Here is a 24,587-nt window from a genome sequence, read left to right on the forward strand (position 1 = left end):
CGGCCGTCACGGCCGGGCATTGGCGCCCTTCCCGAGGCCTTGAGGGCAGGGCGCCCCGCTAAGTGATTTTCGAATTTGCGGCCGGAGGCGACCGGCACGCGAGGAGAAGACGATGAACCAAGAAATTATGAATCTCTTCAACCCGACGACGCCGGCTCAGGTCTTCGACCAGATCCGGATCTCGATCGCGTCCCCAGAGAAGATTCTGTCCTGGTCCTACGGCGAGATCAAGAAGCCGGAGACCATCAACTACCGTACCTTCAAGCCCGAGCGCGACGGCCTGTTCTGCGCCCGCATCTTCGGGCCGATCAAGGACTACGAGTGCTTGTGCGGCAAGTACAAGCGCATGAAGTACAAGGGCATCATCTGCGAGAAGTGCTCGGTCGAGGTCACGCTGTCGCGCGTCCGGCGCGAGCGCATGGGCCATATCGAGCTCGCTGCCCCCGTCGCCCACATCTGGTTCCTGAAGTCGCTGCCCTCGCGCATCGGCCTTCTGCTGGACATGACGCTGAAGGATCTCGAGCGGATCCTCTACTTCGAATATTACGTCGTTCTCGAGCCGGGTCTCACCGCGCTCAAGGACCGTCAGCTGCTGTCGGAAGACGAGTATCTGAAGGCGCAGGACGAATACGGCCAGGACAGCTTCACCGCCATGATCGGTGCCGAAGCGATCCGCGAGCTGCTCAAGGGCATGGACCTCGAGAAGCTCGAAGCTTCCTTGCGCATCGAGATGCAGGAGACCGACTCCGACATCAAGCACAAGAAGCTCGCCAAGCGCCTGAAGATCGTGGAGGCGTTCCGCCACTCCGGCAACAAGCCGGAATGGATGATCATGACCGTGGTTCCGGTGATCCCGCCGGACCTGCGTCCGCTGGTGCCGCTCGACGGCGGCCGCTTCGCGACCTCGGACCTCAACGACCTCTACCGCCGCGTCATCAACCGCAACAACCGCTTGAAGCGGCTGATGGAGCTGCGCGCGCCGGACATCATCATCCGCAACGAGAAGCGCATGCTTCAGGAAGCGGTCGATGCGCTGTTCGACAACGGCCGCCGCGGCCGCGTCATCACGGGTGCCAACAAGCGTCCGCTGAAGTCGCTCGCCGACATGCTCAAGGGCAAGCAGGGCCGGTTCCGTCAGAACCTGCTCGGCAAGCGCGTCGACTATTCGGGCCGTTCGGTGATCGTGGTCGGTCCCGAGCTGCGCCTGCATCAGTGCGGCCTGCCGAAGAAGATGGCGCTCGAGCTGTTCAAGCCGTTCATCTACTCGCGGCTTGACGCCAAGGGCCTGTCCACCACGGTGAAGCAGGCCAAGAAGCTGGTCGAGAAGGAGCGGCCCGAGGTCTGGGACATCCTGGACGAGGTCATCCGCGAGCACCCGGTGCTGCTGAACCGCGCGCCGACGCTGCATCGCCTCGGCATTCAGGCGTTCGAGCCCGTGCTGATCGAGGGCAAGGCGATCCAGCTTCACCCGCTGGTCTGCTCGGCGTTCAACGCCGACTTCGACGGCGACCAGATGGCCGTGCACGTCCCGCTGTCGCTCGAAGCGCAGCTGGAAGCGCGCGTCCTGATGATGTCGACCAACAACATCCTGCATCCGGCGAACGGCCAGCCGATCATCGTGCCGTCGCAGGACATCGTGCTCGGTCTCTACTACGTCTCGATCATGCGCGAAGGCCTGCCCGGCGAAGGCAAGGTGTTCGGCGACATGGCCGAGCTCGAGCACGCGCTGCACGCGAAGGTCATCCACCTTCACACCAAGATCAAGTACCGGTGGGAAGGCATGGACGAGACCGGCAAGGTCTCCAAGCGCTGGATCGAGACCACCGCCGGCCGCGTCATGCTCGGCAATCTGCTGCCGAAGAACCCGCGCGTCACGTACGAGATCATCAACAAGCTGATGACCAAGCGCGAGATCTCGGGCGTCATCGACCAGGTCTACCGTCACTGCGGTCAGAAGGAGACGGTAATCTTCTGCGACCGCATCATGGCGCTCGGCTTCTACAACGCGTTCAAGGCCGGCATCTCGTTCGGCAAGGACGACATGGTCGTGCCGAACTCCAAGTGGAAGATCGTCGACACCACCCGTACGCTGGCGAAGGATTTCGAGCAGCAGTACAACGACGGTCTGATCACCCATGGCGAGAAGTACAACAAGGTCGTCGACGCCTGGTCTAAGGCCACGGAAGAAATCGCCAAGGCGATGATGAAGGAGATCTCCTCCACCAAGAAGACGGCGAGTGGAGCGGATGCCGACATCAACTCGATCTACATGATGGCTCACTCCGGTGCCCGCGGTTCGCCGGCCCAGATGCGCCAGCTCGCCGGCATGCGCGGCCTGATGGCCAAGCCGTCGGGTGAGATCATCGAGACGCCGATCATCTCGAACTTCAAGGAAGGCCTCTCGGTTCTCGAGTACTTCAACTCGACCCACGGCGCCCGCAAGGGCCTCGCGGACACCGCGTTGAAGACCGCGAACTCGGGCTACCTGACCCGTCGTCTGGTCGACGTCGCGCAGGACTGCATCATCACGCAGTCGGACTGCGGCACCAAGCTCGGCATCAAGATGCGCGCCATCGTCGATGCCGGCACCGTGGTCGCTTCGCTCGGCTCGCGCATCCTCGGACGCACGGCCTGCGAGGACATCCGTGACAGCTCCGGCAAGGTGATCATCAAGCGCGATACGCTGATGGAGGAAAGCCATCTGGACGCCATCCAGCAGGGTGGTGTGCAGGAGGTGAAGATCCGCTCGGCACTGACCTGCGAACTCGTCAACGGCATCTGCGGCAAGTGCTACGGCCGCGACCTCGCCCGCGGCACGCCGGTCAACCACGGCGAAGCGGTCGGCGTCATCGCGGCGCAGTCGATCGGCGAGCCGGGTACCCAGCTCACTATGCGCACCTTCCACATCGGTGGTGCGGCGCAGCTCAACGAGCAGTCCTTCGTCGAAGCCAATTTCGACGGCAAGATCGTGATCAGGAACAAGGCCATCGCCCGCAACAGCGAAGGTCACCTGGTGGCGATGGTGCGCAACATGGTGGTGGCGATCGTCGATGCCGACGGCACCGAGCGTGCGACGCACCGCGTCCAGTACGGCTCGCGCCTGCACGTCGACGAGGGCGACATGGTCAAGCGCGGCCAGCGCGTCGTCGAGTGGGATCCCTACACCCGTCCGCTCCTCACCGAAGTCGAAGGAACCATCGGCTTCGAGGATCTGGTCGAGGGGCAGTCGATCTCGGAAACGCTCGACGAGGCCACCGGTATCGCCAAGCGCGTGGTCATCGACTGGCGCTCGACCCGCGGCGGCTCGGACCTGCGTCCGGCCATCGTGGTCAAGGGCAAGGACGGCAAGGTGCTCAAGCTCGCCCGTGGCGGCGATGCCCGCTACATGCTGTCGGTCGACGCCATTCTCTCGGTCGACGTCGGAGCCAAGGTCAATCCGGGCGACATCCTCGCCCGTGTCTCGACCGAAAGCGCCAAGACGCGTGACATCACCGGCGGTCTGCCGCGGGTGGCGGAACTGTTCGAGGCACGGCGTCCGAAGGATGCGGCGATCATCGCCGAAATCGCGGGCACCATCCGGTTCGGACGCGACTACAAGAACAAGCGTCGCATCTCGATCGAGCCGATGGACAAGACCGAGGAGCCGCGCGAGTACCTGATCCCGAAGGGCAAGCACATCCACCTTCAGGACGGCGACGTCGTCGAAAAGGGCGACTTCATCGTCGAAGGCAACCCGGCGCCGCACGACATCCTTGCGGTCAAGGGCATCGAGGAGCTCGCGGCCTACCTGGTCAACGAAATCCAGGAGGTCTACCGGCTCCAGGGCGTGCTCATCAACGACAAGCACATCGAGGTGATTGTCCGTCAGATGCTCCAGAAGGTGGAAGTCACCGACCAGGGCGACACGGACATGATCTCCGGCGAGCAGGTCGACAAGATCGAGTTCGACGCGCTGAACGAGAAGGCCAAGGAAGAGGGCAAGAAGCCCGCCACGGGAACGCCGGTTCTGCTCGGCATCACCAAGGCGAGCCTGCAGACCCGCTCGTTCTTCTCGGCGGCTTCGTTCCAGGAGACCACCCGCGTCCTCACGGAAGCGGCGGTCAACGGCAAGGTCGATCCGCTCGAGGGCCTCAAGGAGAACGTCATCGTCGGCCGGCTGATCCCGGCGGGCACCGGCGCCTCCATGGCCAAGATCCGCGAAGTCGCGATGAAGCGCGACAAGCTGATCCTGGACGAGCGCGAGAAGCAGGCGGCCGTCGTGCCGCCGGCCGCGCCGGAAGCCGAGCCGATGGCTCTGCCGCCTGCGGAATAATGGTTCATCCGTAGGAATACCGAGGACAATGAAAAGGCCGGCGAAAGCCGGCCTTTTTGCTGCTTTGTTTCCCTGTTGCGTTGCGGGATCAACCTTTGTTCATCTTTCCTTCAGACGCAAAAGCGCTTCTGCTAGGGGAGCTTAGACCGGTGGATCCCGTGACGGGGGCAGGGCCGGAGACCACGGAACTGATATGCTTGATCTCGCAATCGTAGGCGGCGGCCCCGGCGGGCTGATGAGCGCCTGGTACCTGAAGCGTAAGCTCGGCGATCTCTGCCGCATCACCATCTATGAGGCGTCCGACCGGCTCGGCGGCAAGATCGTCACCCGCAAATTCGATTCGGCGCCCGCGATGTACGAGGCCGGCGTTGCCGAGATCTACGACTACTCGATGACGGGTCCGGATCCGCTGCGCGAGTTGATCCAGCATTTCGGCCTGCAGACGATTCCGATGGACGCCGAGCAGGTGCAATTCGGCGGCGAACTGCTCAACGACGTTCCGGGCATGCGCCGCAAATACGGCGCCAAGACTGCGGACGCGATCGAATCGTTCCGCAAGCGCTGCGCCGAGGCGATGTCGCCGATCGAATATTACGAAGGCGTCGGCGCGCACGACAACGAGAACCCCTGGGCCTACAAGACCGCCGAGCAGGTGCTCGACGAGGAGGTCGAGGACGAGACCGCCAAGCGATTCTTCAAGGTGATGGCGCGCTCGGACATCGCGACCGAGAGCCACAACACCAACGGCCTCAACGCGCTCAAGAACTACCTGATGGACGTCGACGGCTATATCGGCCTCTACTCCATCCAGAACGGCAACGAGCAGCTGATCGAGTGCCTGCAGTCGGAGGTCAACGCCGACATCCAGCTCAACCATCGCGTCCTCACCGTCGGCAAGGCGCCGACCGGCCGCTACCAGCTCAAGATGATGAACGGCAAGGGGCCGGAGACGCGCGATTTCGATCTCGTGCTGGTCTGCCTGCCGCACTCCTGGCTGGCCACGCTCGGCTGGGAGGGCGAGCAGCTGCGCAAGTCGATGGTCAAGCACGTCTCCTATTTCGACCGTCCCGCGCACTATCTGCGCGTCTCGATCCTGTTCGAGTCCCCGTTCTGGGGCGAGAAGATTCCCGGCGCCTGGTTCATGTCGGAAGCCTTCGGCGGCTGCTGCGTCTACAACGAGGGCGCGCGCCACGACGTCGGCAAGCACGGCGTACTGAACTGGCTCATTCCCGGCTCCGACGCACTGGCCTTCGCCAATTTGTCCGATCAGGAGCTGATCGATGCCGCGCTGAAATCGCTGCCGGCCTCGCTCGGCGATGCGCGTGAGCATTTCCTGGAAGGCAAGATCCACCGCTGGCTGTCGTCGGTGAATGCGATTCCGGGCGGTCTGCCGGTGCGCGACGTCATGACCAATCACCGGCCCGAGCCGAAGGAACATCCCGGCATCGTCGTGGTCGGCGACTATCTGTTCGACTCGACGCTGAACGGCCTGCTCGACTCCTCGGACGCGGCGACCGACATCATCCTGACCGAGATGATGCGCCTGCGCCGCGAGCGTGCGCAGGAGGATGGCGAGCCGATCTCGGACAAGATCGACCGCGACTATTTCGAGAATTATCGCGGCCTCGGTCCCTATCACGAGGTGTGGCAGCAGTTCACCGATCCCGATTACCTCAGCAAGCTGATCGGCATCGTCTGGGGCAAGGCCAGGGGCGCCAAGCTGCTGGTCGCGGGCTCCGCCAGCGGCGAGCTGGTCGGCGCGCTGCGCGATCGCGGCATCGACGCCTGGGGCATCGAGAACAACCGCGCCATCCACGCCAGGACGCCGAAGGCGCTGAAGAAGTACAACAAGCTCGGCTCGATCACCGACATGCCGTTCAAGGACGGCTCCTTCGACTTCGTGTTCGAGACCAGCCTCTGCCACGTTTCCCCGAAGCAGGTGGTCCGCGCGATCCGCGAGCTCAACCGCGTGGTCAAGACCGGCCTCGTGTTCGGCTCGATCACCTCGGACATGGCATCGGTGGTGATCGACCGCTACGACCTCTTGCGCGGGGTGAAGAAGCTCGGCACCTGGTGGGAATGGTCGGAACTGTTCTTCGGCAACGGCTTCGACCTGTCGATGCACCGCAAGGACTGCACCGATGCGCTCTGGGAGGCGACGCTCGCCGCGGGCAAGGGCCCGGGCCAGTGGTACGCCGACGCCGACAGTCTGCGCTATTCGTTCTTCGACAAGGTCGAAGACGAGGACGACGACTAGTCGCAAGGGTCGGATGAATTCGCCAATTGTTTTGCCGAATTCATCCTGATCGCATAGAATCGGTGCGATAGCGGTTTGCCGCTATGTCCTGCGTTCTCTGCGGTCATGCCGGCCGTCAGCATCGGTTGGTTTCATGGCGTCCAAGCCTCTCTCGCCCGACAAACAGAAGCTCGCCTCCGACGAGGCGACCGAGCTCGACGACAAGCTCACTCCCGCCAAGCCCGATCTCGAAGACGACGAGGACGACGAAGACGAGGAGGGTGACGAGCTGGAGCTCGATGACGACGATGAGGACGAGGAGCTCGTCGTCTTTACCGCGCGCGAGGCCGCCGGCGCGCTCGCGACGATCCTGGGCTTCGTCAAGCCTGTTCTCGTCAACTACAAGCGGATGCTGTCATTCGTGGCGTTCGGCGTCGTCGTCGAGACGCTGTTCAACGTCATCATGCCGCTCAGCCTGAAATACCTGATCGACGACGCGCTCGGCGAGGAGGATTTCCACGCGCTCTACAAGATCCTCGGCGTGCTCGCGGTCGCCGGCATCTTCACCTCGATCGTCGCGGTCTGGTACGAGCGCTGGGACGCGCGGCTCGCGGCCTGCATCATTTCCGACGTCCGCAAGCGCCTGTTCGAGCACGTCCAGGACCTCCCGGCGGCCTATTTCGGCCGCACCAAGCGCGGCGAGATCCTGTCGCGTTTCTCGGTCGACCTCTCGGCATTCGAAGGCTCGGTGAAGACCTTCGCCAACAGCGCGGCGCTGCCGTTCCTGGAACTGATCGCCGGCATCATCCTGATGCTGTTCCTGAACTGGCAGCTCGCGGTGGTCGCGCTGCTGGTGTTCCCGATCACGCTGATCGGCCCGCGCATCCTGACCCCGAAGGCGGTGCAGGCCAATTACGAGCAGAAGCAGAACGAGAGCGCACTGCTCGGCATGGTGCAGGAGAACGTCGCGGCGCAGGCGGTGATCAAGGCGTTCAGCCTGCAGCGCAAGATGTTCGGCTTCTTCCGCTTCCGCAACGACGAGACCCGCCACAAGATCGCCTCAGCGGCGTTCCTGTCGACCATGGTGGAGCGCACCGTCACCATCTCGGTGCTGTTGCTGCACCTCGTGGTGCTCGCGATCGGCGCGTATCTGGCGACCAAGGGCCAGATCACGATCGGCACCTTCGTCACCTTCGAGAGCGCGTTCTGGGAGGTGTCCTACAACATCGCCCATGTGATGCATTTCATCCCGGTGTCGATCTCCTCGGCCGCCGCGATCCGCCACATCCAGGAACTGCTGGACGAGCCGACCCGCGGTGCCGATCGGCCCGGCGCGCCCGACCTGCCGCGCATCACCAACGACATCACCTTCGACCACGTTACCTTCCAGTACGAAAACAGCCAGACGCCGGTGCTGGACAATCTCAGCCTCAAGCTCAAGGTCGGCAAGAGCATCGCCGTCGTCGGCCCTTCCGGCTCCGGCAAGAGCACGCTGCTCAACCTGATCCTGCGGCTCTACGTGCCCGACGAGGGGCGCGTCACCATCGACGGCGTCGACGTGCGCAAGGTGACGCTGGATTCGCTGCGCCGGAGCATGGCGGTCGTGTTCCAGGAGAACATGCTGTTCAACATGTCGATCCGCGAGAACATCCGGCTCGGCAAGGAAGGCGCGACCGACGAGGAGGTGGAGGAGGCCGCGAAGAAGGCCGAGATCCACCGCTACATCATGAGCCTGCCGCAGCGCTACGACACGCCGGTCGGCGAACGTGGCGATACGCTGTCGGGCGGCCAGCGCCAGCGCATCGCGATCGCGCGCGCGATCATCCGCAATCCGTCCGTGCTGCTGCTGGACGAGGCCACTTCGGCGCTCGACCAGACCACGGAAGCCGCGATCAACCGCACGCTGCTGAAGGTCGCCAAGGGCCGCACCATGATCTGGTCCACCCATCGCCTGACCTCGGTGGTCGAGATGGACGAGATCATCGTGATCTCAGGGGGCAGGGCGATCGAGCGCGGCTCGCATGCCGAGCTGCTCGCCAAGAACGGCACCTATCGCAAGCTGTGGAACGACCAGATCCACCAGCCGCATGGCGCGGTGGCTCAGGCCGACGACGACAGCGACGATGATGACGACGAGGAAGAGGACGACCTCGACGAGGATGATGAGGACGAGGACGACGAGGAGGAGTGACCGAGGAAGTTCGGCTCCAGATGGAAGGCGCCTCCAAGCGGCCGCAAGAGCCCCTGAACCGACCAGGCCATGAAGCGCGCCCAGCGCTGCGCCGTCCAATAGGGGCTCGTGTCGACCGAGACCGAGCGGAAGGCGAACGCCTTCGCCGCCGACCATTCGTCGCAATCCCGCTTCACCGGATCGGCGTAGAAGCCGGCGATCTTGCCCGCATCCATGCCGTCGGACGCGAGCCATTGCGGGATATGGACGTTACAGAGCCGCTCGACGTCGGTGAAAACCTTGTCGCAGCCGGTGCCGGCGGCGGGGCAGGAGGTCGCGAACGCATCGCCCACCAGCACCAGGCCGGGCAGGCCGCTGGAATCATTCACATAGAGATCGACCGGGCGGATCTTGATCTCGCCGGGAATGTCGAAGGCGCCGGTGATGCGCTTGAGCCGGGGCAGGGCGGCGTTCAGCGTCTCGCTTGGGGCGCGGCGCAGCTCGCGCAGCCAGGGATCGTCGAAGCCGCGATACACGAACAGATTCGCACGCATGCACGTACCGATCGGAAACAGCGTGATGTAGGGGATGCGGTCGCTCGGCCGCTCCGAGAAATAGGTCAGCGCCGGGAAGTCGAAGGCAGTCCGCCCGGCCGGCACGACGTCGAACCCGATCGAGATCGAATGGCAGGCGCTGACGACCCTTCGCGCGATACCGAGCTGGTGGCGCAGGCCGACATTGAGGCCGTTGGCGAGCACCACCAGGCGGGCCGAGATGGTCTCGTCATTGGACAGCGTAATCCGCTGCCGCTCGGGGCTCGTCTCGACCGCGATCGCCTTGGCGCAGATGCGTGCAACGCTTGCGGGGATTTCGTCGCGGACCGCGTTCACCAGGGAATCGTAGAGGATGTTGAATTGTCGGCTCGGCGCCTTGTCGAGCAGATGGCCGAAGCGCGCGATCCAGTTCTCGCCGGCGAAGGTCGCGCGGCGCAGCACCGATTCTCCGATTCCCGTCTTCAGGAATCGCTCGACCTGCAGCTGGCCGCTGAGTTTTTCGACTCGAAAGTCCGCTGGATAGCTCTCATGCGGATCGATCAGCACTGCCGAAATGCCGGCGCGGCCGAGCATCGCGGCGGCGGTCGAGCCGGATAATCCCCCGCCGATAATGGCAATGTCGGTGTACCGCATGGCGCAAATCTCTGCCGAAGGTGGCAGATTGACGCATCAACAGGAAAAAAAGCCTTAGCGAGGGATATAAAAGTATATTTCTCCCGGGTATAAATGGGCCGGAGGGGTAGCGGAACACGGCCGGGGTGCCCATATCGGGGAGGCGCGGTGAGTGCGGTGAACGTCGATTTCGACAGGCGCGAGAAGCGCTTTCTGACTGTCGTTTCACCTTGACTTGACCGATTCTCACTTATAGAAAGCGCCTCACTTAACGACAGGCGGTGAGCATAGCCAACGTCGGAACGGGCCACCCGTTAGATCCCAGGGATTAAATCCTGAGGGGTCATTTTATAGCGGGCACCAACCTCGACGAATGCCGCTCAAACGCTGTCGATCATAGCTAGGCAATGCCAGTGCGATTCTAGGTCTCTTGAGCTCGTTCTCTTGAGATCGAATTCGGATGCATGACCTCAGTTCGCGGGCCGCGGCTTCAAGCTGATCGGCCTTGATACTGCGGTCCTCTGTGGCGTCGTAACGCTTTCCGCTCAGTGATGGAGCGGTTGGCGCAATTTCGCTTTGTGCGGATTGTTCCGCGTGAGGCGGCCTCGTCGAGCAGGTGGCTCGAAAAGAATTTGCGGTCCCGGTAACGGGCCGCGCCAAGACAGCGGACCTGACAGGGGCCGCGGCAGAACAAAGGGTAAGGCCAGGATGCCGACGATCAACCAGCTGATCGCTCAACCGCGTGAAGTGCAGAAGTCGCGCAAGAAGGTGCCGGCGCTGCAGCAGTCGCCGCAGAAGCGTGGTGTTTGCACCCGCGTCTACACGACGACCCCGAAGAAGCCGAACTCGGCGCTTCGTAAGGTCGCCAAGGTGCGTCTGACCAACGGCTTCGAGGTGATCGGCTACATCCCCGGCGAGGGTCATAACCTCCAGGAGCACTCGGTGGTCATGATCCGCGGCGGCCGCGTCAAGGACTTGCCCGGCGTGCGCTACCACATCCTCCGCGGCGTTCTGGATACCCAGGGCGTCAAGAACCGTAAGCAGCGTCGTTCGAAGTACGGCGCCAAGCGTCCGAAGTAAGCGGGAACCAAGCCTATGTCTCGTCGCCACTCAGCGGAAAAGCGCGAAGTTCTCCCGGATCCGAAGTTCGGGAACATCATCGTCACCAAGTTCATGAACTCGGTGATGTACGCCGGCAAGAAGTCGGTCGCCGAAGGCATCGTCTACGGTGCGTTTGGTATCATCGAATCCAAGACCAAGCAGAACCCGCTCGGCGTGTTCGAGCAGGCACTCGAGAACGTCATGCCGACGATCGAAGTGCGCTCCCGCCGCGTCGGCGGCGCGACCTACCAGGTTCCGGTCGAGGTTCGTTCGACCCGCCGTCAGGCGCTGGGCATCCGCTGGCTGATCTCGGCTGCGCGCGAGCGCAACGAGAAGACGATGACCGAGCGGCTCTCGGCTGAGCTGCTGGACGCATCGAACAACCGTGGCAACGCCGTCAAGAAGCGTGAAGACGTGCACCGGATGGCGGAAGCCAACCGTGCCTTCTCGCACTATCGCTGGTAACGGCGAAACAAACGGACTCGCAAGGAACACCCCATGCCCCGCCAACATGCCATCGAAGACTACCGTAACTTCGGTATCATGGCGCATATCGACGCCGGCAAGACCACGACGACCGAGCGCATCCTCTATTACACCGGCAAGAGCCACAAGATCGGCGAAGTGCACGAAGGTGCCGCGACGATGGACTGGATGGAGCAGGAGCAGGAGCGTGGCATCACGATCACCTCGGCTGCGACCACCGCCTTCTGGGCCGGCAAGCGCCTGAACATCATCGACACTCCCGGCCACGTCGACTTCACCATCGAAGTCGAGCGTTCGCTGCGCGTGCTCGACGGCGCCGTCTGCGTGCTCGACTCGAACCAGGGCGTCGAGCCCCAGACCGAGACCGTCTGGCGCCAGGGCGACAAGTACAAGGTTCCGCGCATCGTCTTCGCCAACAAGATGGACAAGACCGGCGCCGACTTCTTCAAGTGTCTGTCCGACATCGTCGACCGCCTCGGCGCCAAGCCGATCGCGATTCAGCTTCCGATCGGTGCCGAGAACAACTTCAAGGGTCTCGTCGACCTCGTGAAGATGAAGGGCATCGTCTGGAACGACGAGTCGCTCGGCGCGAAGTTCGACTATGTCGACATTCCGGAAGACATGGTCGACCAGGCCAAGGAATACCGCGAGAAGATGGTGGAAGCCGCCGTCGAGCTCGATGACGACGCCATGGCCGCCTATCTGGACGGCAAGGAGCCGGACGAGGCGACCCTGAAGCGTCTGCTCCGCAAGGCGGTGCTGACCGGTGCGTTCTATCCCGTGCTCTGTGGCTCGGCCTTCAAGAACAAGGGCGTGCAGCCGCTGCTCGACGCCGTCGTCGACTATCTGCCGTCGCCGATCGACGTGCCCGCCATCAAGGGCACCGACGACGCCGGCAACGAAGTCGTGCGCAAGGCGGACGACAAGGAGCCGCTGGCGCTGCTCGCGTTCAAGATCATGGACGACCCGTTCGTCGGCACCATCACCTTCTGCCGCATCTACTCCGGTATCCTGCAGAGCGGCACCGGCGTCGTGAACTCGACCCGCGAGAAGAAGGAGCGCATCGGGCGCATGCTGTTGATGCATGCGAACAACCGCGAAGACATCAAGGAAGCCTATGCCGGCGACATCGTCGCGCTGGCCGGCCTGAAGGAAGCGCGCACCGGTGACACGCTGTGCGATCCCGACAAGCAGGTAATCCTCGAGAAGATGGAATTCCCCGAGCCGGTCATCGAGATCGCGATCGAGCCGAAGTCCAAGGCCGACCAGGAAAAGCTGGGCGTGGCGCTGGCCAAGCTCGCTGCGGAGGATCCGTCCTTCCGCGTGTCGACCGACCAGGAGTCCGGCCAGACCATCCTCAAGGGCATGGGCGAACTCCATCTCGACATCAAGGTCGACATCCTCAAGCGCACCTACAAGGTCGACGCCAACATCGGCGCGCCGCAGGTTGCGTTCCGTGAGCGCGTCACCAAGAAGGCCGAGGTCAAGTACACCCACAAGAAGCAGACCGGCGGCACCGGTCAGTTCGCGGAAGTGTCGATCGTGGTCGAGCCGAACGAGCCCGGCAAGGGTTACGAGTTCGAGTCCAAGATCGTCGGTGGTGCGGTTCCGAAGGAATACATCCCCGGCGTCGAAAAGGGCCTCAACAGCGTGATGAGCTCTGGCGTGGTCGCGGGCTTCCCCGTGGTCGACGTCAAGGTTCAGCTCGTCGACGGCAAGTATCACGACGTCGACTCGTCGGCGCTCGCCTTCGAAATCGCATCGCGCGCGGCCTTCCGCGAAGCGCTGCAGAAGGGCAAGTCCGTCCTGCTCGAGCCGATCATGAAGGTCGAAGTGGTGACCCCGGAAGACTACACCGGCTCGGTCATCGGCGACCTGAATTCCCGGCGCGGTCAGATCCAGGGGCAGGACATGCGCGGCAACGCCAACGTCATCAACGCGATGGTGCCGCTCATGAACATGTTCGGTTACGTGAATAACCTGCGCTCGATGAGCCAGGGTCGCGCAACCTTCACCATGCAGTTCGACCACTACGCAGAAGCGCCGGCCAACGTGTCGGCAGAAGTCCAGAAGAAGTTTGCCTGATTGTCGTCGGTCACGAACTGACGATTGAACGGAGAGTCAAATGGCCAAAGCAAAGTTTGAACGTAACAAGCCGCACTGCAACATCGGCACCATCGGTCACGTCGACCATGGCAAGACGTCGCTGACCGCGGCGATCACCAAGGTTCTCGCCGAAGCCGGCGGTGCGACGTTCACCGCGTACGACCAGATCGACAAGGCGCCGGAAGAGAAGGCGCGCGGCATCACCATCTCGACCGCGCACGTCGAGTACGAGACGCCGAACCGCCACTACGCGCACGTCGACTGCCCCGGCCACGCCGACTACGTGAAGAACATGATCACCGGCGCCGCCCAGATGGACGGTGCGATCCTGGTCGTGTCGGCCGCTGACGGCCCGATGCCGCAGACCCGCGAGCACATCCTGCTCGCCCGCCAGGTCGGCGTGCCCGCGCTCGTCGTGTTCCTCAACAAGTGCGACATGGTCGACGATCCGGAACTCCTCGAGCTCGTCGAGCTCGAAGTCCGCGAACTGCTCTCGAAGTACGAATTCCCGGGCGACAAGATCCCGATCATCAAGGGTTCGGCGCTCGCCGCTCTCGAAGATTCGGACAAGAAGCTCGGCCACGACGCCATCCTCGAGCTGATGAAGAACGTCGACGAGTACATCCCGCAGCCGGAGCGTCCGATCGACCAGCCGTTCCTGATGCCGGTTGAAGACGTGTTCTCGATCTCGGGCCGCGGCACCGTCGTGACCGGCCGTGTCGAGCGCGGCATCGTCAAGGTCGGCGAGGAAATCGAGATCGTCGGTCTCCGCGCCACCCAGAAGACCACCGTCACCGGCGTCGAAATGTTCCGCAAGCTGCTCGATCAGGGCCAGGCCGGCGACAACATCGGTGCGCTGCTCCGTGGTACCAAGCGTGAAGACGTCGAGCGCGGTCAGGTTCTGGCCAAGCCGGGTTCGGTCAAGCCGCACACCAAGTTCAAGGCTGAGGCTTACATCCTCACCAAGGAAGAGGGCGGTCGCCACACCCCGTTCTTCACCAACTACCGTCCGCAGTTCTACTTCCGCACCACCGACGTGACCGGTGTCGTGCACCTGCCGGAAGGCACCGAGATGGTGATGCCGGGCGACAACATCGCGATGGAAGTGCACCTGATCGTGCCGATCGCGATGGAAGAAAAGCTCCGCTTCGCGATCCGCGAAGGTGGCCGCACCGTCGGCGCCGGCGTCGTCGCTTCGATCATCGAGTAATTACGAGAATAGGGATCGGCGAGTAGCGAATGGGGACATTCGCTATTCGCTATTCGCCACCCAACGAAGAGAGACCACGGCAATGAACGGCCAAAATATTCGCATCCGTCTCAAGGCGTTCGACCATCGTATCCTCGATACGTCGACCCGCGAGATCGTGAACACGGCGAAGCGCACCGGCGCGCAGGTCCGCGGACCCATTCCGCTGCCCACCCGCATCGAGAAGTTCACCGTCAACCGTTCGCCCCACGTCGACAAGAAGAGCCGCGAACAGTTCGAGATGCGCACTCACAAGCGCCTGCTCGACATCGTCGATCCGACCCCGCAGACCGTCGATGCTTTGATGAAGCTCGACCTGGCCGCCGGTGTCGACGTCGAGATCAAGCTCTAAGATTTTTGGATCCCGTTCGCGCAAGCGGACAGAAAGAACAGGAAGCAAGCCGATGCGCTCCGGAGTGATCGCACAAAAGGTCGGGATGACGCGGGTCTTTACGGAGGCCGGCGAACATATCCCCGTGACCGTGCTGAAGCTCGGCAATTGCCAGGTCGTAGGCCACCGCACCGAAGAGAAGAACGGTTACGTCGCGCTCCAGCTTGGTTCTGGTGCCCGCAAGACCGTTTACATGCCCAAGGCAGAGCGCGGCCAGTTCGCGGTCGCCAAGGTCGAGCCGAAGCGGCGGGTCGAGGAGTTCCGCGTCACCGCGGACGCCATGATCCCGGTCGGTGCCGAGATCCAGGCCGATCACTTCGTCGTCGGCCAGTTCGTCGACGTCACCGGCACCTCGGTCGGTAAGGGCTTCGCCGGCGGCATGAAGCGCTGGAACTTCGGCGGTCTGCGCGCCACGCACGGTGTGTCGATCTCGCACCGTTCGATCGGTTCGACCGGTGGTCGTCAGGATCCCGGCAAGACCTGGAAGAACAAGAAGATGCCCGGCCACATGGGTGTCGACCGCATCACCACGCTCAACCTCCGCGTCGTTCAGCTCGATGTCGAGCGCGGCCTGATCCTCGTCGAAGGCGCCGTTCCCGGCTCCAAGGGCGGCTGGATCCGCGTGCGCGACGCCGTCAAGAAGCCGCTGCCTAAGGAAGCTCCGAAGCCCGGCAAGTTCAAGGTTGCTGGCGACGCGGAAGCCGCCCCGGCTGCGCAGGAGGCGTGAGATGGAATTGAAGGTCACCACTCTCGAAGGTAAGGAAGCCGGCTCCGTCCAGCTCTCCGACACCATTTTCGGTCTCGAGCCGCGCCAGGACATCATTGCACGTTGCGTGCAGTGGCAGCTCAACAAGCGCCAGGCCGGCACGCACAAGGCCAAGGGCCGCGCCGAGATCTGGCGCACCGGCAAGAAGATGTACAAGCAGAAGGGCACCGGCGGTGCTCGTCACGGCTCGGCCCGCGTGCCGCAGTTCCGTGGCGGTGGCCGTGCCTTCGGTCCGGTGGTGCGTTCGCACGCCACCGACCTGCCGAAGAAGGTCCGCGCGCTCGCTCTCAAGCATGCGCTCTCGGCCAAGGCCAAGGACGGCGATCTCGTCGTGATCGAGAAGGCCGCGCTGGAAGCCGCCAAGACCAAGGCGCTGCTCGGTCACTTCTCGGGTCTGGGCTTGACCAACGCCCTGATCATCGACGGCGCCGAGCTCAACAACGGCTTTGCCGCTGCGGCTCGCAACATCCCGAACATGGACGTGCTGCCGATCCAGGGCATCAACGTTTATGACATCCTGCGCCGTCAGAAGCTTGTTCTGACCAAGGCCGCCATCGATGCGCTGGAGGCGCGCTTCAAATGAGCAAGAACATCGAGCCTCGCCACTACGACGTGATCCTGTCGCCGGTCGTGACCGAAAAGGCGACGATCGCTTCGGAGCACAACAAGGTGCTGTTCAAGGTGGCCGCCAAGGCGACCAAGCCGCAGATCAAGGAAGCGATCGAGAAGCTGTTCGACGTCAAGGTCAAGAGCGTCAACACGCTGGTCCGCAAGGGCAAGACCAAGGTCTTCCGCGGCAATCTCGGCTCGCAGTCGAACAGCAAGCGCGCGATCGTGACCCTCGAAGAGGGCCACCGCATCGACGTCACCACCGGTCTGTAAGGTCGAACGACGATGGCACTGAAGACATTCAATCCCACGACGCCGGGCCAGCGCCAACTGGTCATGGTCGATCGTTCGGCCCTGTACAAGGGCAAGCCGGTCAAGGCGCTCACTGAAGGCAAGCATTCCTCGGGCGGTCGCAACAACACCGGTCGCATCACCGTGCGCTTCCGCGGCGGCGGTCACAAGCAGACCCTGCGCCTCGTCGACTTCAAGCGCGACAAGGTCGATGCGCCCGCGACGGTCGAGCGGCTGGAATACGATCCGAACCGCACCGCGTTCATCGCGCTGGTCAAGTACGAAGACGGCACCCAGGCCTATATCCTGGCGCCGCAGCGTCTGGCGGTTGGCGATTCCGTGGTCGCCGGCAACTATGTCGACGTGAAGCCGGGCAACGTCATGCCGCTCGGCAACATGCCGGTCGGCACGATCATCCACAACATCGAGGTCAAGATCGGGAAGGGCGGCCAGCTCGCCCGTTCCGCCGGCACCTATGCCCAGCTCGTCGGCCGCGACCAGGACTACGTCATCATCCGCCTGAACTCGGGCGAACAGCGCCTGGTGCACGGCCGTTGCCGCGGCACGATCGGCGCGGTGTCGAACCCGGACCACATGAACACCTCGATCGGCAAGGCCGGCCGCAACCGTTGGCTGGGCCGCAAGCCGCATAACCGCGGTGTTTCGATGAACCCGATCGACCATCCGCACGGCGGTGGTGAAGGTCGTACCTCGGGCGGTCGTCACCCGGTCACTCCGTGGGGCAAGCCGACCAAGGGCAAGAAGACCCGCAGCAACAAGTCGACCAACAAATTCATTCTCCTAAGCCGCCACAAGCGGAAGAAGTAAGGAACGCCGGACATGGTTCGTTCAGTCTGGAAAGGCCCGTTCGTCGAGGGTTCTCTGCTCAAGAAGGCAGATGCCGCGCGCGCGTCCGGCCGTCACGACGTCATCAAGATCTGGAGCCGTCGCTCGACGATCCTGCCGCAGTTCGTCGGCCTGACCTTCGGCGTCTACAACGGTCAGAAGCACGTGCCGGTGGCCGTCAACGAGGAAATGGTGGGTCACAAGTTCGGCGAGTTCTCGCCGACCCGGACCTTCCATGGCCACTCGGGCGACAAGAAAGCCAAGAAGGCTTGAGGATTAAACGATGAGCAAACCTAAGCGCGAACGGAGCCTCGCCGAGAACGAGGCCAAGGCGGTCGCCCGGATGCTGCGGGTGAGCCCGCAGAAGCTCAACCTGGTCGCCCAGCTCATTCGCGGCCGGAAGGCTTCGGCTGCGCTCGCCGACCTGCAGTTTTCGCGCAAGCGGATCGCGGTTGACGTGAAGAAGTGCCTGGAATCGGCTATCGCCAACGCCGAGAACAACCACGATCTCGACGTCGACGATCTCGTCGTGGCGCAGGCCTTCGTCGGCAACGGCCTCGTGATGAAGCGCTTTGCCGCCCGCGGCCGCGGGCGCTCGGGCCGTGTCTACAAACCATTTTCGCAACTGACGATCATTGTTCGTCAGGTCGAAGCCGAAGCAGCAGCGGCTTAAGGGTCGCAGGAGAAAACGATGGGTCAAAAGATCAATCCGATCGGTCTGCGTCTCGGCATCAACCGGACCTGGGATTCCCGCTGGTTCGCCGGCAAGCAGGAATACGGCAAGCTGCTGCACGAGGACGTCAAGATCCGCGAGATCCTGCACAAGGAGCTCAAGCAGGCGGCCGTCGCCCGCATCGTGATCGAGCGTCCGCACAAGAAGTGCCGCGTCACCATCCACTCGGCTCGTCCGGGCGTGGTGATCGGCAAGAAGGGCGCCGACATCGACAAGCTGCGCAAGAAGGTCGCGGACATCACCTCGTCCGACGTCGTCATCAACATCGTCGAAATCCGCAAGCCGGAACTCGATGCGACGCTGGTGGCCGAGTCGATCGCGCAGCAGCTGGAGCGCCGCGTGGCGTTTCGCCGCGCCATGAAGCGCGCCGTTCAGTCGGCGATGCGTCTCGGCGCGGAAGGCATCCGCATCAACTGCTCGGGTCGTCTGGGCGGTGCGGAAATCGCGCGCATGGAGTGGTACCGCGAAGGTCGCGTGCCGCTGCACACGCTGCGCGCCGACATCGACTACGGCGTCGCGACCGCGTTCACGACCTTCGGCACCTGCGGCGTCAAGGTCTGGATCTTCAAGGGCGAGATCCTCGAGCACGATCCGATGGCCCAGGACAAGAGAATGGCCGAAGGCGAGACGGGCGGCAGCAGCGATCGTGGTGGCCGTGGGCGCCGCGATACGGCCGCAGCCTGATCCAGCACAGGAATTTGAGGGCTTAAAGCCATGATGCAACCTAAGAAAACGAAGTTCCGGAAGGCGCATAAGGGCCGCATCCACGGCGTTGCGTCTTCGGGCGCGACGTTGGCGTTCGGCCAGTTCGGCCTGAAGGCGACCGAGCCTGAGCGCGTCACCGCGCGCCAGATCGAAGCCGCTCGCCGCGCGCTGACCCGTCACATGAAGCGCGCCGGCCGCGTCTGGATCCGCGTGTTCCCCGACGTTCCGGTGTCGAAGAAGCCGGCCGAAGTCCGCATGGGCTCCGGCAAGGGTTCGCCGGAATTGTGGGTGGCGCGCGTCAAGCCGGGCCGGGTGCTGTTCGAGATCGACGGCGTCAACACCCAGACCGCGAAGGAAGCGCTGACGCTGGCGGCTGCCAAGCTGCCGATCAAGACGCGCTTCGTCGAGCGCATTGCGGAGTAATGGCCATGGCCCAGATGAAGATCGAAGACATCCGCGCGATGAGCCCCGACCAGCAGGATGACGCCATCCTGAACCTGAAGAAGGAGCGCTTCAACCTGCGCTTCCAGCGCGCCACCGGGCAGCTCGAGAACACCTCGCGCCTGCGCGAGGCTCGCCGTGACATCGCCCGCATCAAGACCGTCGCCGCGCAGAAGCGCGCGAAAGAGAAGTAAGGGGCTTACGAATATGCCGAAACGTACTTTGCAAGGCGTGGTCGTCAGCGACAAGACTGCCAAGACCGTCGTTGTGCGCGTTGATCGCCGCTTCACGCACCCGATCTACAAGAAGACGATCCGCCGTTCGAAGAACTACCACGCGCACGACGAAGACAACCAGTTCAAGCCGGGCGACATGGTGTGGATCGAGGAATCGAAGCCGATTTCGAAGTTGAAGCGCTGGGTCGTGATCCGGGGCGAACACAAGAAAAGCGCCTGATCTGTTGGCTTTAGCCGACTGACTTCAGGGAAATGTTGAGCGCCGGCTGGGCTGGCGCAATTGGAAAGAGGACGAGGTGCATCAATGATTCAGATGCAGACCAACCTCGACGTGGCCGACAATTCTGGCGCACGCCGTGTCATGTGTATCAAGGTGCTCGGGGGTTCCAAGCGCCGCTATGCCACCATCGGCGACATCATCGTCGTCTCGATCAAGGAAGCGATTCCGCGTGGCAAGGTGAAGAAGGGCGACGTGATGAAGGCCGTCGTGGTGCGCGTCCGCAAGGACATCCGCCGCGCCGATGGTTCGGTCATCCGCTTCGACCGTAACGCCGCTGTTCTGATCAACAACCAGTCCGAGCCGGTCGGCACCCGTATCTTCGGGCCCGTGCCGCGCGAGCTGCGTGCGAAGAACCACATGAAGATCATCTCGCTCGCGCCGGAGGTGCTGTAATGGCTGCGAAGATCCGCAAGGGCGACAAGGTCGTCGTGCTGACCGGCCGCGACAAGGGCCGGACCGGCGAGGTGTTCGAGGTTCGCCCCGACGCCGGCACGGCGCTGGTGCGCGGCATCAATATGGTCAAGCGTCACCAGAAGCAGACGCAGGCCCAGGAGGGCGGCATCATCTCGAAGGAGTCGCCGATCCAACTGTCCAACATCGCGTATGTCGGCAAGGACGGAAAGCCGACCCGCGTCGGATTCAAGATTCTGGCGGACGGCAAGAAGGTCCGCATCGCCAAGAGCTCGGGAGCTGAGATCGATGGCTGAGGCCGCTTACACCCCGCGCCTGCGCGCGGAATACGACGCGAAGATCCGCACCGCCATGACCGAGAAGTTCGGTTATGAGAACGTGATGCAGGTTCCGCGCCTGGACAAGGTCGTGCTGAACATGGGCGTTGGCGATTCCGTCAACGACCGCAAGAAGGCCGAGACCGCCGCTGCCGAGCTGACCCAGATCGCCGGCCAGAAGGCGATCGTGACCTACTCGCGTATCGCGATCGCGACCTTCAAGCTGCGTGAGAACCAGCCGATCGGCTGCAAGGTCACGCTGCGCAAGGCCCGCATGTACGAGTTCATCGATCGCCTGGTGACGGTCGCGCTGCCGCGCGTCCGCGACTTCCGCGGCCTGAACCCGAAGAGCTTTGACGGCCGCGGCAACTACTCGCTCGGCATCAAGGAGCACATCATTTTCCCCGAGATCGACTTCGACAAGGTCACGGAAGCCCGCGGTATGGACATCACCGTCTGCACCACGGCCAAGACCGACGAAGAGGCGAGGGCCTTGTTGACCGCTTTCAATTTCCCGTTCCGGCAGTGAGACGCTGACCTAAAGCCTCTCAAACGCGGATACCCAGGAGCCAAGCATGGCAAAGAAGAGTTCAGTCGAGAAGAACAACCGGCGCAAGCGGATGGTGAAGAACGCCGCCCCGAAGCGCGAGCGGTTGAAGGCGATCATCGCCGACAAGACGCTGCCGATGGAGGAGCGGTTCGCCGCCACCCTGAAGCTTGCGGAAATGCCGCGCAATTCGTCGGCGACCCGCGTCCGTCTGCGTTGCGAGCTGTCGGGCCGCCCGCGCTCGAACTACCGCAAGAACAAGCTGTCCCGTATCGCGCTCCGCGACCTTGGCTCCAAGGGCATGGTCCCGGGCCTCGTCAAGTCGAGCTGGTAAGGAGGGTCGTTTAGATGTCTACGCACGATCCAATCAGCGATCTGATCACCCGCATCCGCAACGCGCAGATGCGCTCGAAGAGCAAGGTCTCCACGCCCGGCTCGAAGATGCGCGAGAACGTGCTCGAGGTCCTCAAGACCGAAGGCTACATCCGCGGCTACGCCACGCTCGAGCACTCCTCGGGCCGCAGCGAGATCGAGATCGAGCTGAAGTATTTCGATGGCGAGCCCGTCATCCGCGAGATCGAACGTGTTTCCAAGCCCGGGCGTCGTGTCTACGCCTCGGTGAAGAACCTGCCGCGGGTCAACAACGGACTCGGCATTTCGGTGTTGTCGACGCCGAAGGGGATCATGGCCGACCACAGCGCGCGCGACGCGAATGTGGGCGGTGAAGTCCTCTTCACGGTGTTCTGAGAAGGATTTTTCATCCATGTCACGAGTTGGCAAAAGGCCTGTGGCGGTTCCGTCGGGTGTGACCGCGACCGTCGATGGGCAGACCGTCAAGATGAAGGGGCCGAAGGGCCAGCTTCAGTTCGTCGTCCATGACGACGTCGAGGTGAAGCTCGAGAGCGGCCAGATCAAGGTCAAGCCGCGCGCCGAGACCAACCGCGCCCGCGCGCTGTACGGTACCGCTCGCGCCCAGGTCGCGAATCTGGTCGAAGGCGTCACCAAGGGCTTCGAGAAGAAGCTCGAGATCACCGGCGTCGGTTACCGCGCCGCGATGCAGGGCAAGAACCTGCAGCTCGCGCTCGGTTACAGCCACGATGTGGTCTATGCGATCCCGGAAGGGATCACGATCACCGTGCCGAAGCCGACCGAGATCACGGTGACGGGCAGCGACATCCAGCGCGTCGGCCAGGTCGCCGCCGAGATCCGCAGCTATCGTCCGCCGGAGCCCTACAAGGGCAAGGGCGTGAAGTATGTGGGCGAATTCATCTTCCGCAAGGAAGGCAAGAAGAAGTAACGGAGCCGGTCATGTCCAAAGCCAAGGTTACCAATGCCCGGCGCAAGCGGAGTGTGCGGCTGAAGCTGCGCCGCTCCGGTGGCGGTCGTCCGCGTCTGTCGGTGTTCCGCTCGTCCAAGCACATCTACGCCCAGGTCATCGACGACCTGAAGGGCGAGACGCTGGCCTCTGCCTCTTCGCTCGAGAAGTCGATGCGCGACGGCGGCAAGACCGGCGCCGACATCGATGCGGCGAAGGCGGTCGGCAAGCTGCTGGCCGAGCGCGCCGCCGAGAAGGGCGTCAAGGAAGTCGTGTTCGATCGCGGCAGCTACCTCTACCACGGGCGCGTCAAGGCTCTCGCCGACGCAGCGCGTGAGAGCGGGCTGAGCTTCTAACAGAATTTGAGGATTGAGGCGCAAGCCTCTGAAGGATTGGAAAAATGGCAGAACGCGAACAACGTGGTGGACGCGATCAACGCGGCGGCGGACGCGAGCGCAAGGAGCGCGAGGAGCGCGACAGCGAGTTCGTCGACAAGCTCGTCCACATCAACCGCGTGGCCAAGGTCGTCAAGGGCGGCAAGCGCTTCGGTTTCGCAGCGCTGGTCGTGATCGGCGATCAGAAGGGCCGCGCCGGCTTCGGTCACGGCAAGGCGCGCGAAGTGCCTGAGGCGATCCGCAAGGCCACCGAGTCCGCCAAGCGCAACCTGACCCGCGTCTCGCTGCGCGAGGGCCGCACGCTCCATCACGACATCGCCGGCCGTCATGGCGCGGGCCGTGTCTATCTGCGTGCAGCTCCGGCCGGTACCGGTATCATCGCCGGCGGCCCGATGCGCGCCGTGTTCGAGACGCTCGGCGTCCAGGACGTGGTCGCCAAGTCGATCGGTTCGTCGAACCCCTACAACATGGTTCGCGCAACCTTCGACGCGCTGAAGCATCAGGATTCGCCGCGTTCGGTCGCAGCCCGCCGCAACATCAAGGTGTCCACTCTGCAGTCGCGCCGTATCGGTGGCGATGCCGAGGCGGCTGCCGACTAACGGAAGCTTTGGAGTAGACTCCCATGGCCAAGGCCAGCAAGACGATCAAGCTCGAGCAGATCGGCAGCGCGATCCGCCGCCATCACTCGCAGCGCTCGACGCTGATCGGGCTCAAGCTCAACAAGATCGGTCGCACCAGCGAACTGCAGGACACCCCGGCGGTCCGCGGCATGATCGAGAAGGTTCACCATCTCGTTCGCATCGTCGACGAGAAGTAAGAAGCGGCGTGCGATCCCGAAAGCGGGCTATCCGTTTTCGGTGAAGATCGTGCGCAAGACACAAGGAGAAGGGCGATGAAGCTCAGCGATATCGCCGACAACGCCGGCTCGCGCAAGAAGCGTATGCGCGTCGGCCGCGGCATCGGTTCGGGCAAGGGCAAGCAGTCCGGCCGCGGCGGCAAGGGTCAGACCGCGCGTTCGGGCGTGCGCATCAAGGGTTTCGAAGGCGGCCAGATGCCGATGCATCGCCGTCTGCCCAAGCGCGGCTTCAACAACATCTTCCGCGTCGAGTTCGCCGAGATCAATCTCGACCGGCTCCAGGAAGCGGTCGATGCCAAGAAGATCGACGCCGGCAGCGTCGTGAACGTCGAGGCCCTGGTGAAGGCCGGCGTGCTGCGCCGCGCCAAGGCTGGTGTGCGGCTGCTCGGCCGTGGCGAGCTCAAGTCGAAGCTCAACATTGAAGTGCACGGCGCCACCAAGACCGCGATCGCTGCGGTCGAGAAGGCCGGCGGTTCGGTGAAGATCCTCGCCCCTGCCAAGGAAGAAGGCGAGGCGGCGTAACAACTGCGTCATTGGCCCGCGCCTCGCGGGCCTTTACGCATGCGGGACGTGGACTTATCGAAGCCGAGCCCCAGATAATGTCCGGCGTCCGCTCTAATGT

At 63.4% G+C, this 24,587-nt stretch carries 29 protein-coding genes; 28 read left to right on the forward strand and 1 reads right to left on the reverse strand.

The features are described from left to right. Window positions 1-112 precede the first annotated feature (112 nt). From rpoC to VGR99_RS19010, 3 genes are all read left to right on the forward strand, one after another. Complete coding sequence (rpoC, locus tag VGR99_RS19000; RefSeq protein WP_326900383.1) at window positions 113-4,312, forward strand: DNA-directed RNA polymerase subunit beta'; 4,200 nt, start codon at window positions 113-115, stop codon at window positions 4,310-4,312. A gap of 193 nt (window positions 4,313-4,505) precedes the next feature. Beyond that, complete coding sequence (locus VGR99_RS19005; protein WP_326900385.1) at window positions 4,506-6,569, forward strand: FAD-dependent oxidoreductase; 2,064 nt, start codon at window positions 4,506-4,508, stop codon at window positions 6,567-6,569. 133 nt (window positions 6,570-6,702) lie between these two features. Beyond that, window positions 6,703-8,739 carry an ABC transporter ATP-binding protein gene (locus tag VGR99_RS19010; RefSeq protein WP_326900386.1) on the forward strand — a complete coding sequence of 679 codons (2,037 nt, stop codon included), beginning with the start codon at window positions 6,703-6,705 and terminating at the stop codon, window positions 8,737-8,739. Here VGR99_RS19010 and VGR99_RS19015 read toward each other — a convergent pair. Further along, window positions 8,649-9,905, reverse strand: a complete 1,257-nt coding sequence (locus tag VGR99_RS19015) for an NAD(P)/FAD-dependent oxidoreductase (RefSeq protein ID WP_326900388.1) — start codon at window positions 9,903-9,905, stop codon at window positions 8,649-8,651. The genes VGR99_RS19010 and VGR99_RS19015 overlap by 91 nt on opposite strands. A 687-nt stretch (window positions 9,906-10,592) precedes the next feature. Here VGR99_RS19015 and rpsL point away from each other — a divergent pair. The 25 genes from rpsL (at window position 10,593) to rplO (ending at window position 24,487) form a co-directional block, all read left to right on the forward strand. Continuing rightward, window positions 10,593-10,964 carry a 30S ribosomal protein S12 gene (rpsL, locus tag VGR99_RS19020; protein ID WP_007603006.1) on the forward strand — a complete coding sequence of 124 codons (372 nt, stop codon included), beginning with the start codon at window positions 10,593-10,595 and terminating at the stop codon, window positions 10,962-10,964. A gap of 15 nt (window positions 10,965-10,979) precedes the next feature. Further along, complete coding sequence (gene rpsG / locus VGR99_RS19025) at window positions 10,980-11,450, forward strand: 30S ribosomal protein S7 (protein WP_008136420.1); 471 nt, start codon at window positions 10,980-10,982, stop codon at window positions 11,448-11,450. 33 nt (window positions 11,451-11,483) lie between these two features. Beyond that, window positions 11,484-13,556, forward strand: a complete 2,073-nt coding sequence (gene fusA, locus VGR99_RS19030; protein ID WP_326900409.1) for an elongation factor G — start codon at window positions 11,484-11,486, stop codon at window positions 13,554-13,556. Between the two features lie 40 nt (window positions 13,557-13,596). Continuing rightward, complete coding sequence (gene tuf, locus VGR99_RS19035) at window positions 13,597-14,787, forward strand: elongation factor Tu (protein ID WP_200455586.1); 1,191 nt, start codon at window positions 13,597-13,599, stop codon at window positions 14,785-14,787. Between the two features lie 82 nt (window positions 14,788-14,869). Beyond that, a complete protein-coding gene (gene rpsJ / locus VGR99_RS19040) occupies window positions 14,870-15,178 on the forward strand; it encodes a 30S ribosomal protein S10 (RefSeq protein ID WP_002712302.1) in 309 nt (102 codons plus the stop codon). A 52-nt stretch (window positions 15,179-15,230) separates the two neighbouring features. After that, window positions 15,231-15,944 (forward strand): 50S ribosomal protein L3, encoded by a 714-nt coding sequence (gene rplC / locus VGR99_RS19045; protein WP_027554153.1) that lies wholly within the window; start codon window positions 15,231-15,233, stop codon window positions 15,942-15,944. A gap of 1 nt (window position 15,945) precedes the next feature. Next, window positions 15,946-16,566, forward strand: coding sequence for a 50S ribosomal protein L4 (rplD, locus tag VGR99_RS19050; RefSeq protein ID WP_020508797.1), 621 nt, complete (start codon window positions 15,946-15,948; stop codon window positions 16,564-16,566). Next, entirely contained in the window at window positions 16,563-16,865 is a 303-nt protein-coding gene (locus tag VGR99_RS19055; RefSeq protein WP_027564406.1) for a 50S ribosomal protein L23, read from the forward strand. Before rplD ends, VGR99_RS19055 begins: the two co-directional genes overlap by 4 nt. Window positions 16,866-16,877: 12 nt before the next feature. Next, window positions 16,878-17,711, forward strand: a complete 834-nt coding sequence (gene rplB / locus VGR99_RS19060) for a 50S ribosomal protein L2 (protein ID WP_326900453.1) — start codon at window positions 16,878-16,880, stop codon at window positions 17,709-17,711. A gap of 12 nt (window positions 17,712-17,723) precedes the next feature. After that, a complete protein-coding gene (gene rpsS, locus VGR99_RS19065; RefSeq protein WP_008136357.1) occupies window positions 17,724-18,002 on the forward strand; it encodes a 30S ribosomal protein S19 in 279 nt (92 codons plus the stop codon). A 10-nt stretch (window positions 18,003-18,012) separates the two neighbouring features. Further along, the gene (gene rplV, locus VGR99_RS19070) at window positions 18,013-18,402 is read left to right on the forward strand and encodes a 50S ribosomal protein L22 (protein WP_057745488.1); all 390 of its coding nucleotides are present in this window, start codon (window positions 18,013-18,015) and stop codon (window positions 18,400-18,402) included. 18 nt (window positions 18,403-18,420) lie between these two features. Next, window positions 18,421-19,146, forward strand: a complete 726-nt coding sequence (rpsC, locus tag VGR99_RS19075) for a 30S ribosomal protein S3 (RefSeq protein ID WP_254132183.1) — start codon at window positions 18,421-18,423, stop codon at window positions 19,144-19,146. Window positions 19,147-19,176: 30 nt separating this feature from the next. Then, window positions 19,177-19,590 (forward strand): 50S ribosomal protein L16, encoded by a 414-nt coding sequence (rplP, locus tag VGR99_RS19080; protein ID WP_326900467.1) that lies wholly within the window; start codon window positions 19,177-19,179, stop codon window positions 19,588-19,590. Window positions 19,591-19,595: 5 nt separating this feature from the next. Further along, window positions 19,596-19,802, forward strand: coding sequence for a 50S ribosomal protein L29 (rpmC, locus tag VGR99_RS19085; protein ID WP_008136348.1), 207 nt, complete (start codon window positions 19,596-19,598; stop codon window positions 19,800-19,802). Window positions 19,803-19,815: 13 nt separating this feature from the next. After that, window positions 19,816-20,064, forward strand: a complete 249-nt coding sequence (rpsQ, locus tag VGR99_RS19090) for a 30S ribosomal protein S17 (RefSeq protein WP_008136346.1) — start codon at window positions 19,816-19,818, stop codon at window positions 20,062-20,064. A gap of 84 nt (window positions 20,065-20,148) precedes the next feature. Beyond that, window positions 20,149-20,517 carry a 50S ribosomal protein L14 gene (gene rplN, locus VGR99_RS19095; protein WP_007603030.1) on the forward strand — a complete coding sequence of 123 codons (369 nt, stop codon included), beginning with the start codon at window positions 20,149-20,151 and terminating at the stop codon, window positions 20,515-20,517. Further along, window positions 20,517-20,831 carry a 50S ribosomal protein L24 gene (gene rplX / locus VGR99_RS19100; RefSeq protein ID WP_007603031.1) on the forward strand — a complete coding sequence of 105 codons (315 nt, stop codon included), beginning with the start codon at window positions 20,517-20,519 and terminating at the stop codon, window positions 20,829-20,831. The genes rplN and rplX overlap by 1 nt, the downstream gene beginning before the upstream one ends. Then, entirely contained in the window at window positions 20,824-21,381 is a 558-nt protein-coding gene (gene rplE, locus VGR99_RS19105; protein ID WP_011088141.1) for a 50S ribosomal protein L5, read from the forward strand. Before rplX ends, rplE begins: the two co-directional genes overlap by 8 nt. A 46-nt stretch (window positions 21,382-21,427) precedes the next feature. Further along, complete coding sequence (rpsN, locus tag VGR99_RS19110; RefSeq protein WP_014494504.1) at window positions 21,428-21,733, forward strand: 30S ribosomal protein S14; 306 nt, start codon at window positions 21,428-21,430, stop codon at window positions 21,731-21,733. A 14-nt stretch (window positions 21,734-21,747) separates the two neighbouring features. Then, on the forward strand, window positions 21,748-22,146 hold the full coding sequence (gene rpsH / locus VGR99_RS19115; RefSeq protein WP_028137017.1) for a 30S ribosomal protein S8: 399 nt from the start codon (window positions 21,748-21,750) through the stop codon (window positions 22,144-22,146). 16 nt (window positions 22,147-22,162) lie between these two features. Then, window positions 22,163-22,696 carry a 50S ribosomal protein L6 gene (gene rplF / locus VGR99_RS19120; RefSeq protein ID WP_212301599.1) on the forward strand — a complete coding sequence of 178 codons (534 nt, stop codon included), beginning with the start codon at window positions 22,163-22,165 and terminating at the stop codon, window positions 22,694-22,696. Between the two features lie 11 nt (window positions 22,697-22,707). Next, window positions 22,708-23,070, forward strand: a complete 363-nt coding sequence (gene rplR, locus VGR99_RS19125) for a 50S ribosomal protein L18 (protein ID WP_007603036.1) — start codon at window positions 22,708-22,710, stop codon at window positions 23,068-23,070. A gap of 44 nt (window positions 23,071-23,114) precedes the next feature. Then, window positions 23,115-23,708 (forward strand): 30S ribosomal protein S5, encoded by a 594-nt coding sequence (gene rpsE / locus VGR99_RS19130; RefSeq protein ID WP_008136332.1) that lies wholly within the window; start codon window positions 23,115-23,117, stop codon window positions 23,706-23,708. Between the two features lie 23 nt (window positions 23,709-23,731). Further along, entirely contained in the window at window positions 23,732-23,926 is a 195-nt protein-coding gene (gene rpmD / locus VGR99_RS19135; RefSeq protein ID WP_063682757.1) for a 50S ribosomal protein L30, read from the forward strand. A gap of 75 nt (window positions 23,927-24,001) precedes the next feature. Beyond that, window positions 24,002-24,487 (forward strand): 50S ribosomal protein L15, encoded by a 486-nt coding sequence (gene rplO, locus VGR99_RS19140; RefSeq protein ID WP_097658746.1) that lies wholly within the window; start codon window positions 24,002-24,004, stop codon window positions 24,485-24,487. Window positions 24,488-24,587: the final 100 nt, after the last annotated feature.

Source organism: Bradyrhizobium sp. (assembly GCF_035935975.1).
In the GTDB taxonomy this organism is placed as follows: domain Bacteria; phylum Pseudomonadota; class Alphaproteobacteria; order Rhizobiales; family Xanthobacteraceae; genus Bradyrhizobium.

Coding starts and splice junctions, on each gene's coding strand:
- rplV (WP_057745488.1), top strand. CDS start 18,013: ATGAGCAAACCTAAGCGCGAACGGAGCCTCGCCGAGAACGAGGCCAAG.
- fusA (WP_326900409.1), top strand. CDS start 11,484: ATGCCCCGCCAACATGCCATCGAAGACTACCGTAACTTCGGTATCATG.
- rplF (WP_212301599.1), top strand. CDS start 22,163: ATGTCACGAGTTGGCAAAAGGCCTGTGGCGGTTCCGTCGGGTGTGACC.
- rplN (WP_007603030.1), top strand. CDS start 20,149: ATGATTCAGATGCAGACCAACCTCGACGTGGCCGACAATTCTGGCGCA.
- rplO (WP_097658746.1), top strand. CDS start 24,002: ATGAAGCTCAGCGATATCGCCGACAACGCCGGCTCGCGCAAGAAGCGT.
- rpmC (WP_008136348.1), top strand. CDS start 19,596: ATGGCCCAGATGAAGATCGAAGACATCCGCGCGATGAGCCCCGACCAG.
- VGR99_RS19010 (WP_326900386.1), top strand. CDS start 6,703: ATGGCGTCCAAGCCTCTCTCGCCCGACAAACAGAAGCTCGCCTCCGAC.
- rplD (WP_020508797.1), top strand. CDS start 15,946: ATGGAATTGAAGGTCACCACTCTCGAAGGTAAGGAAGCCGGCTCCGTC.
- rpmD (WP_063682757.1), top strand. CDS start 23,732: ATGGCCAAGGCCAGCAAGACGATCAAGCTCGAGCAGATCGGCAGCGCG.
- VGR99_RS19015 (WP_326900388.1), bottom strand. CDS start 9,905: ATGCGGTACACCGACATTGCCATTATCGGCGGGGGATTATCCGGCTCG.
- rpsN (WP_014494504.1), top strand. CDS start 21,428: ATGGCAAAGAAGAGTTCAGTCGAGAAGAACAACCGGCGCAAGCGGATG.
- rpsC (WP_254132183.1), top strand. CDS start 18,421: ATGGGTCAAAAGATCAATCCGATCGGTCTGCGTCTCGGCATCAACCGG.
- VGR99_RS19005 (WP_326900385.1), top strand. CDS start 4,506: ATGCTTGATCTCGCAATCGTAGGCGGCGGCCCCGGCGGGCTGATGAGC.
- rpsH (WP_028137017.1), top strand. CDS start 21,748: ATGTCTACGCACGATCCAATCAGCGATCTGATCACCCGCATCCGCAAC.
- rplP (WP_326900467.1), top strand. CDS start 19,177: ATGATGCAACCTAAGAAAACGAAGTTCCGGAAGGCGCATAAGGGCCGC.
- rpoC (WP_326900383.1), top strand. CDS start 113: ATGAACCAAGAAATTATGAATCTCTTCAACCCGACGACGCCGGCTCAG.
- VGR99_RS19055 (WP_027564406.1), top strand. CDS start 16,563: ATGAGCAAGAACATCGAGCCTCGCCACTACGACGTGATCCTGTCGCCG.
- rplE (WP_011088141.1), top strand. CDS start 20,824: ATGGCTGAGGCCGCTTACACCCCGCGCCTGCGCGCGGAATACGACGCG.
- rpsJ (WP_002712302.1), top strand. CDS start 14,870: ATGAACGGCCAAAATATTCGCATCCGTCTCAAGGCGTTCGACCATCGT.
- rplB (WP_326900453.1), top strand. CDS start 16,878: ATGGCACTGAAGACATTCAATCCCACGACGCCGGGCCAGCGCCAACTG.
- rplX (WP_007603031.1), top strand. CDS start 20,517: ATGGCTGCGAAGATCCGCAAGGGCGACAAGGTCGTCGTGCTGACCGGC.
- rpsE (WP_008136332.1), top strand. CDS start 23,115: ATGGCAGAACGCGAACAACGTGGTGGACGCGATCAACGCGGCGGCGGA.
- rpsG (WP_008136420.1), top strand. CDS start 10,980: ATGTCTCGTCGCCACTCAGCGGAAAAGCGCGAAGTTCTCCCGGATCCG.
- rpsQ (WP_008136346.1), top strand. CDS start 19,816: ATGCCGAAACGTACTTTGCAAGGCGTGGTCGTCAGCGACAAGACTGCC.
- tuf (WP_200455586.1), top strand. CDS start 13,597: ATGGCCAAAGCAAAGTTTGAACGTAACAAGCCGCACTGCAACATCGGC.
- rpsL (WP_007603006.1), top strand. CDS start 10,593: ATGCCGACGATCAACCAGCTGATCGCTCAACCGCGTGAAGTGCAGAAG.
- rpsS (WP_008136357.1), top strand. CDS start 17,724: ATGGTTCGTTCAGTCTGGAAAGGCCCGTTCGTCGAGGGTTCTCTGCTC.
- rplC (WP_027554153.1), top strand. CDS start 15,231: ATGCGCTCCGGAGTGATCGCACAAAAGGTCGGGATGACGCGGGTCTTT.
- rplR (WP_007603036.1), top strand. CDS start 22,708: ATGTCCAAAGCCAAGGTTACCAATGCCCGGCGCAAGCGGAGTGTGCGG.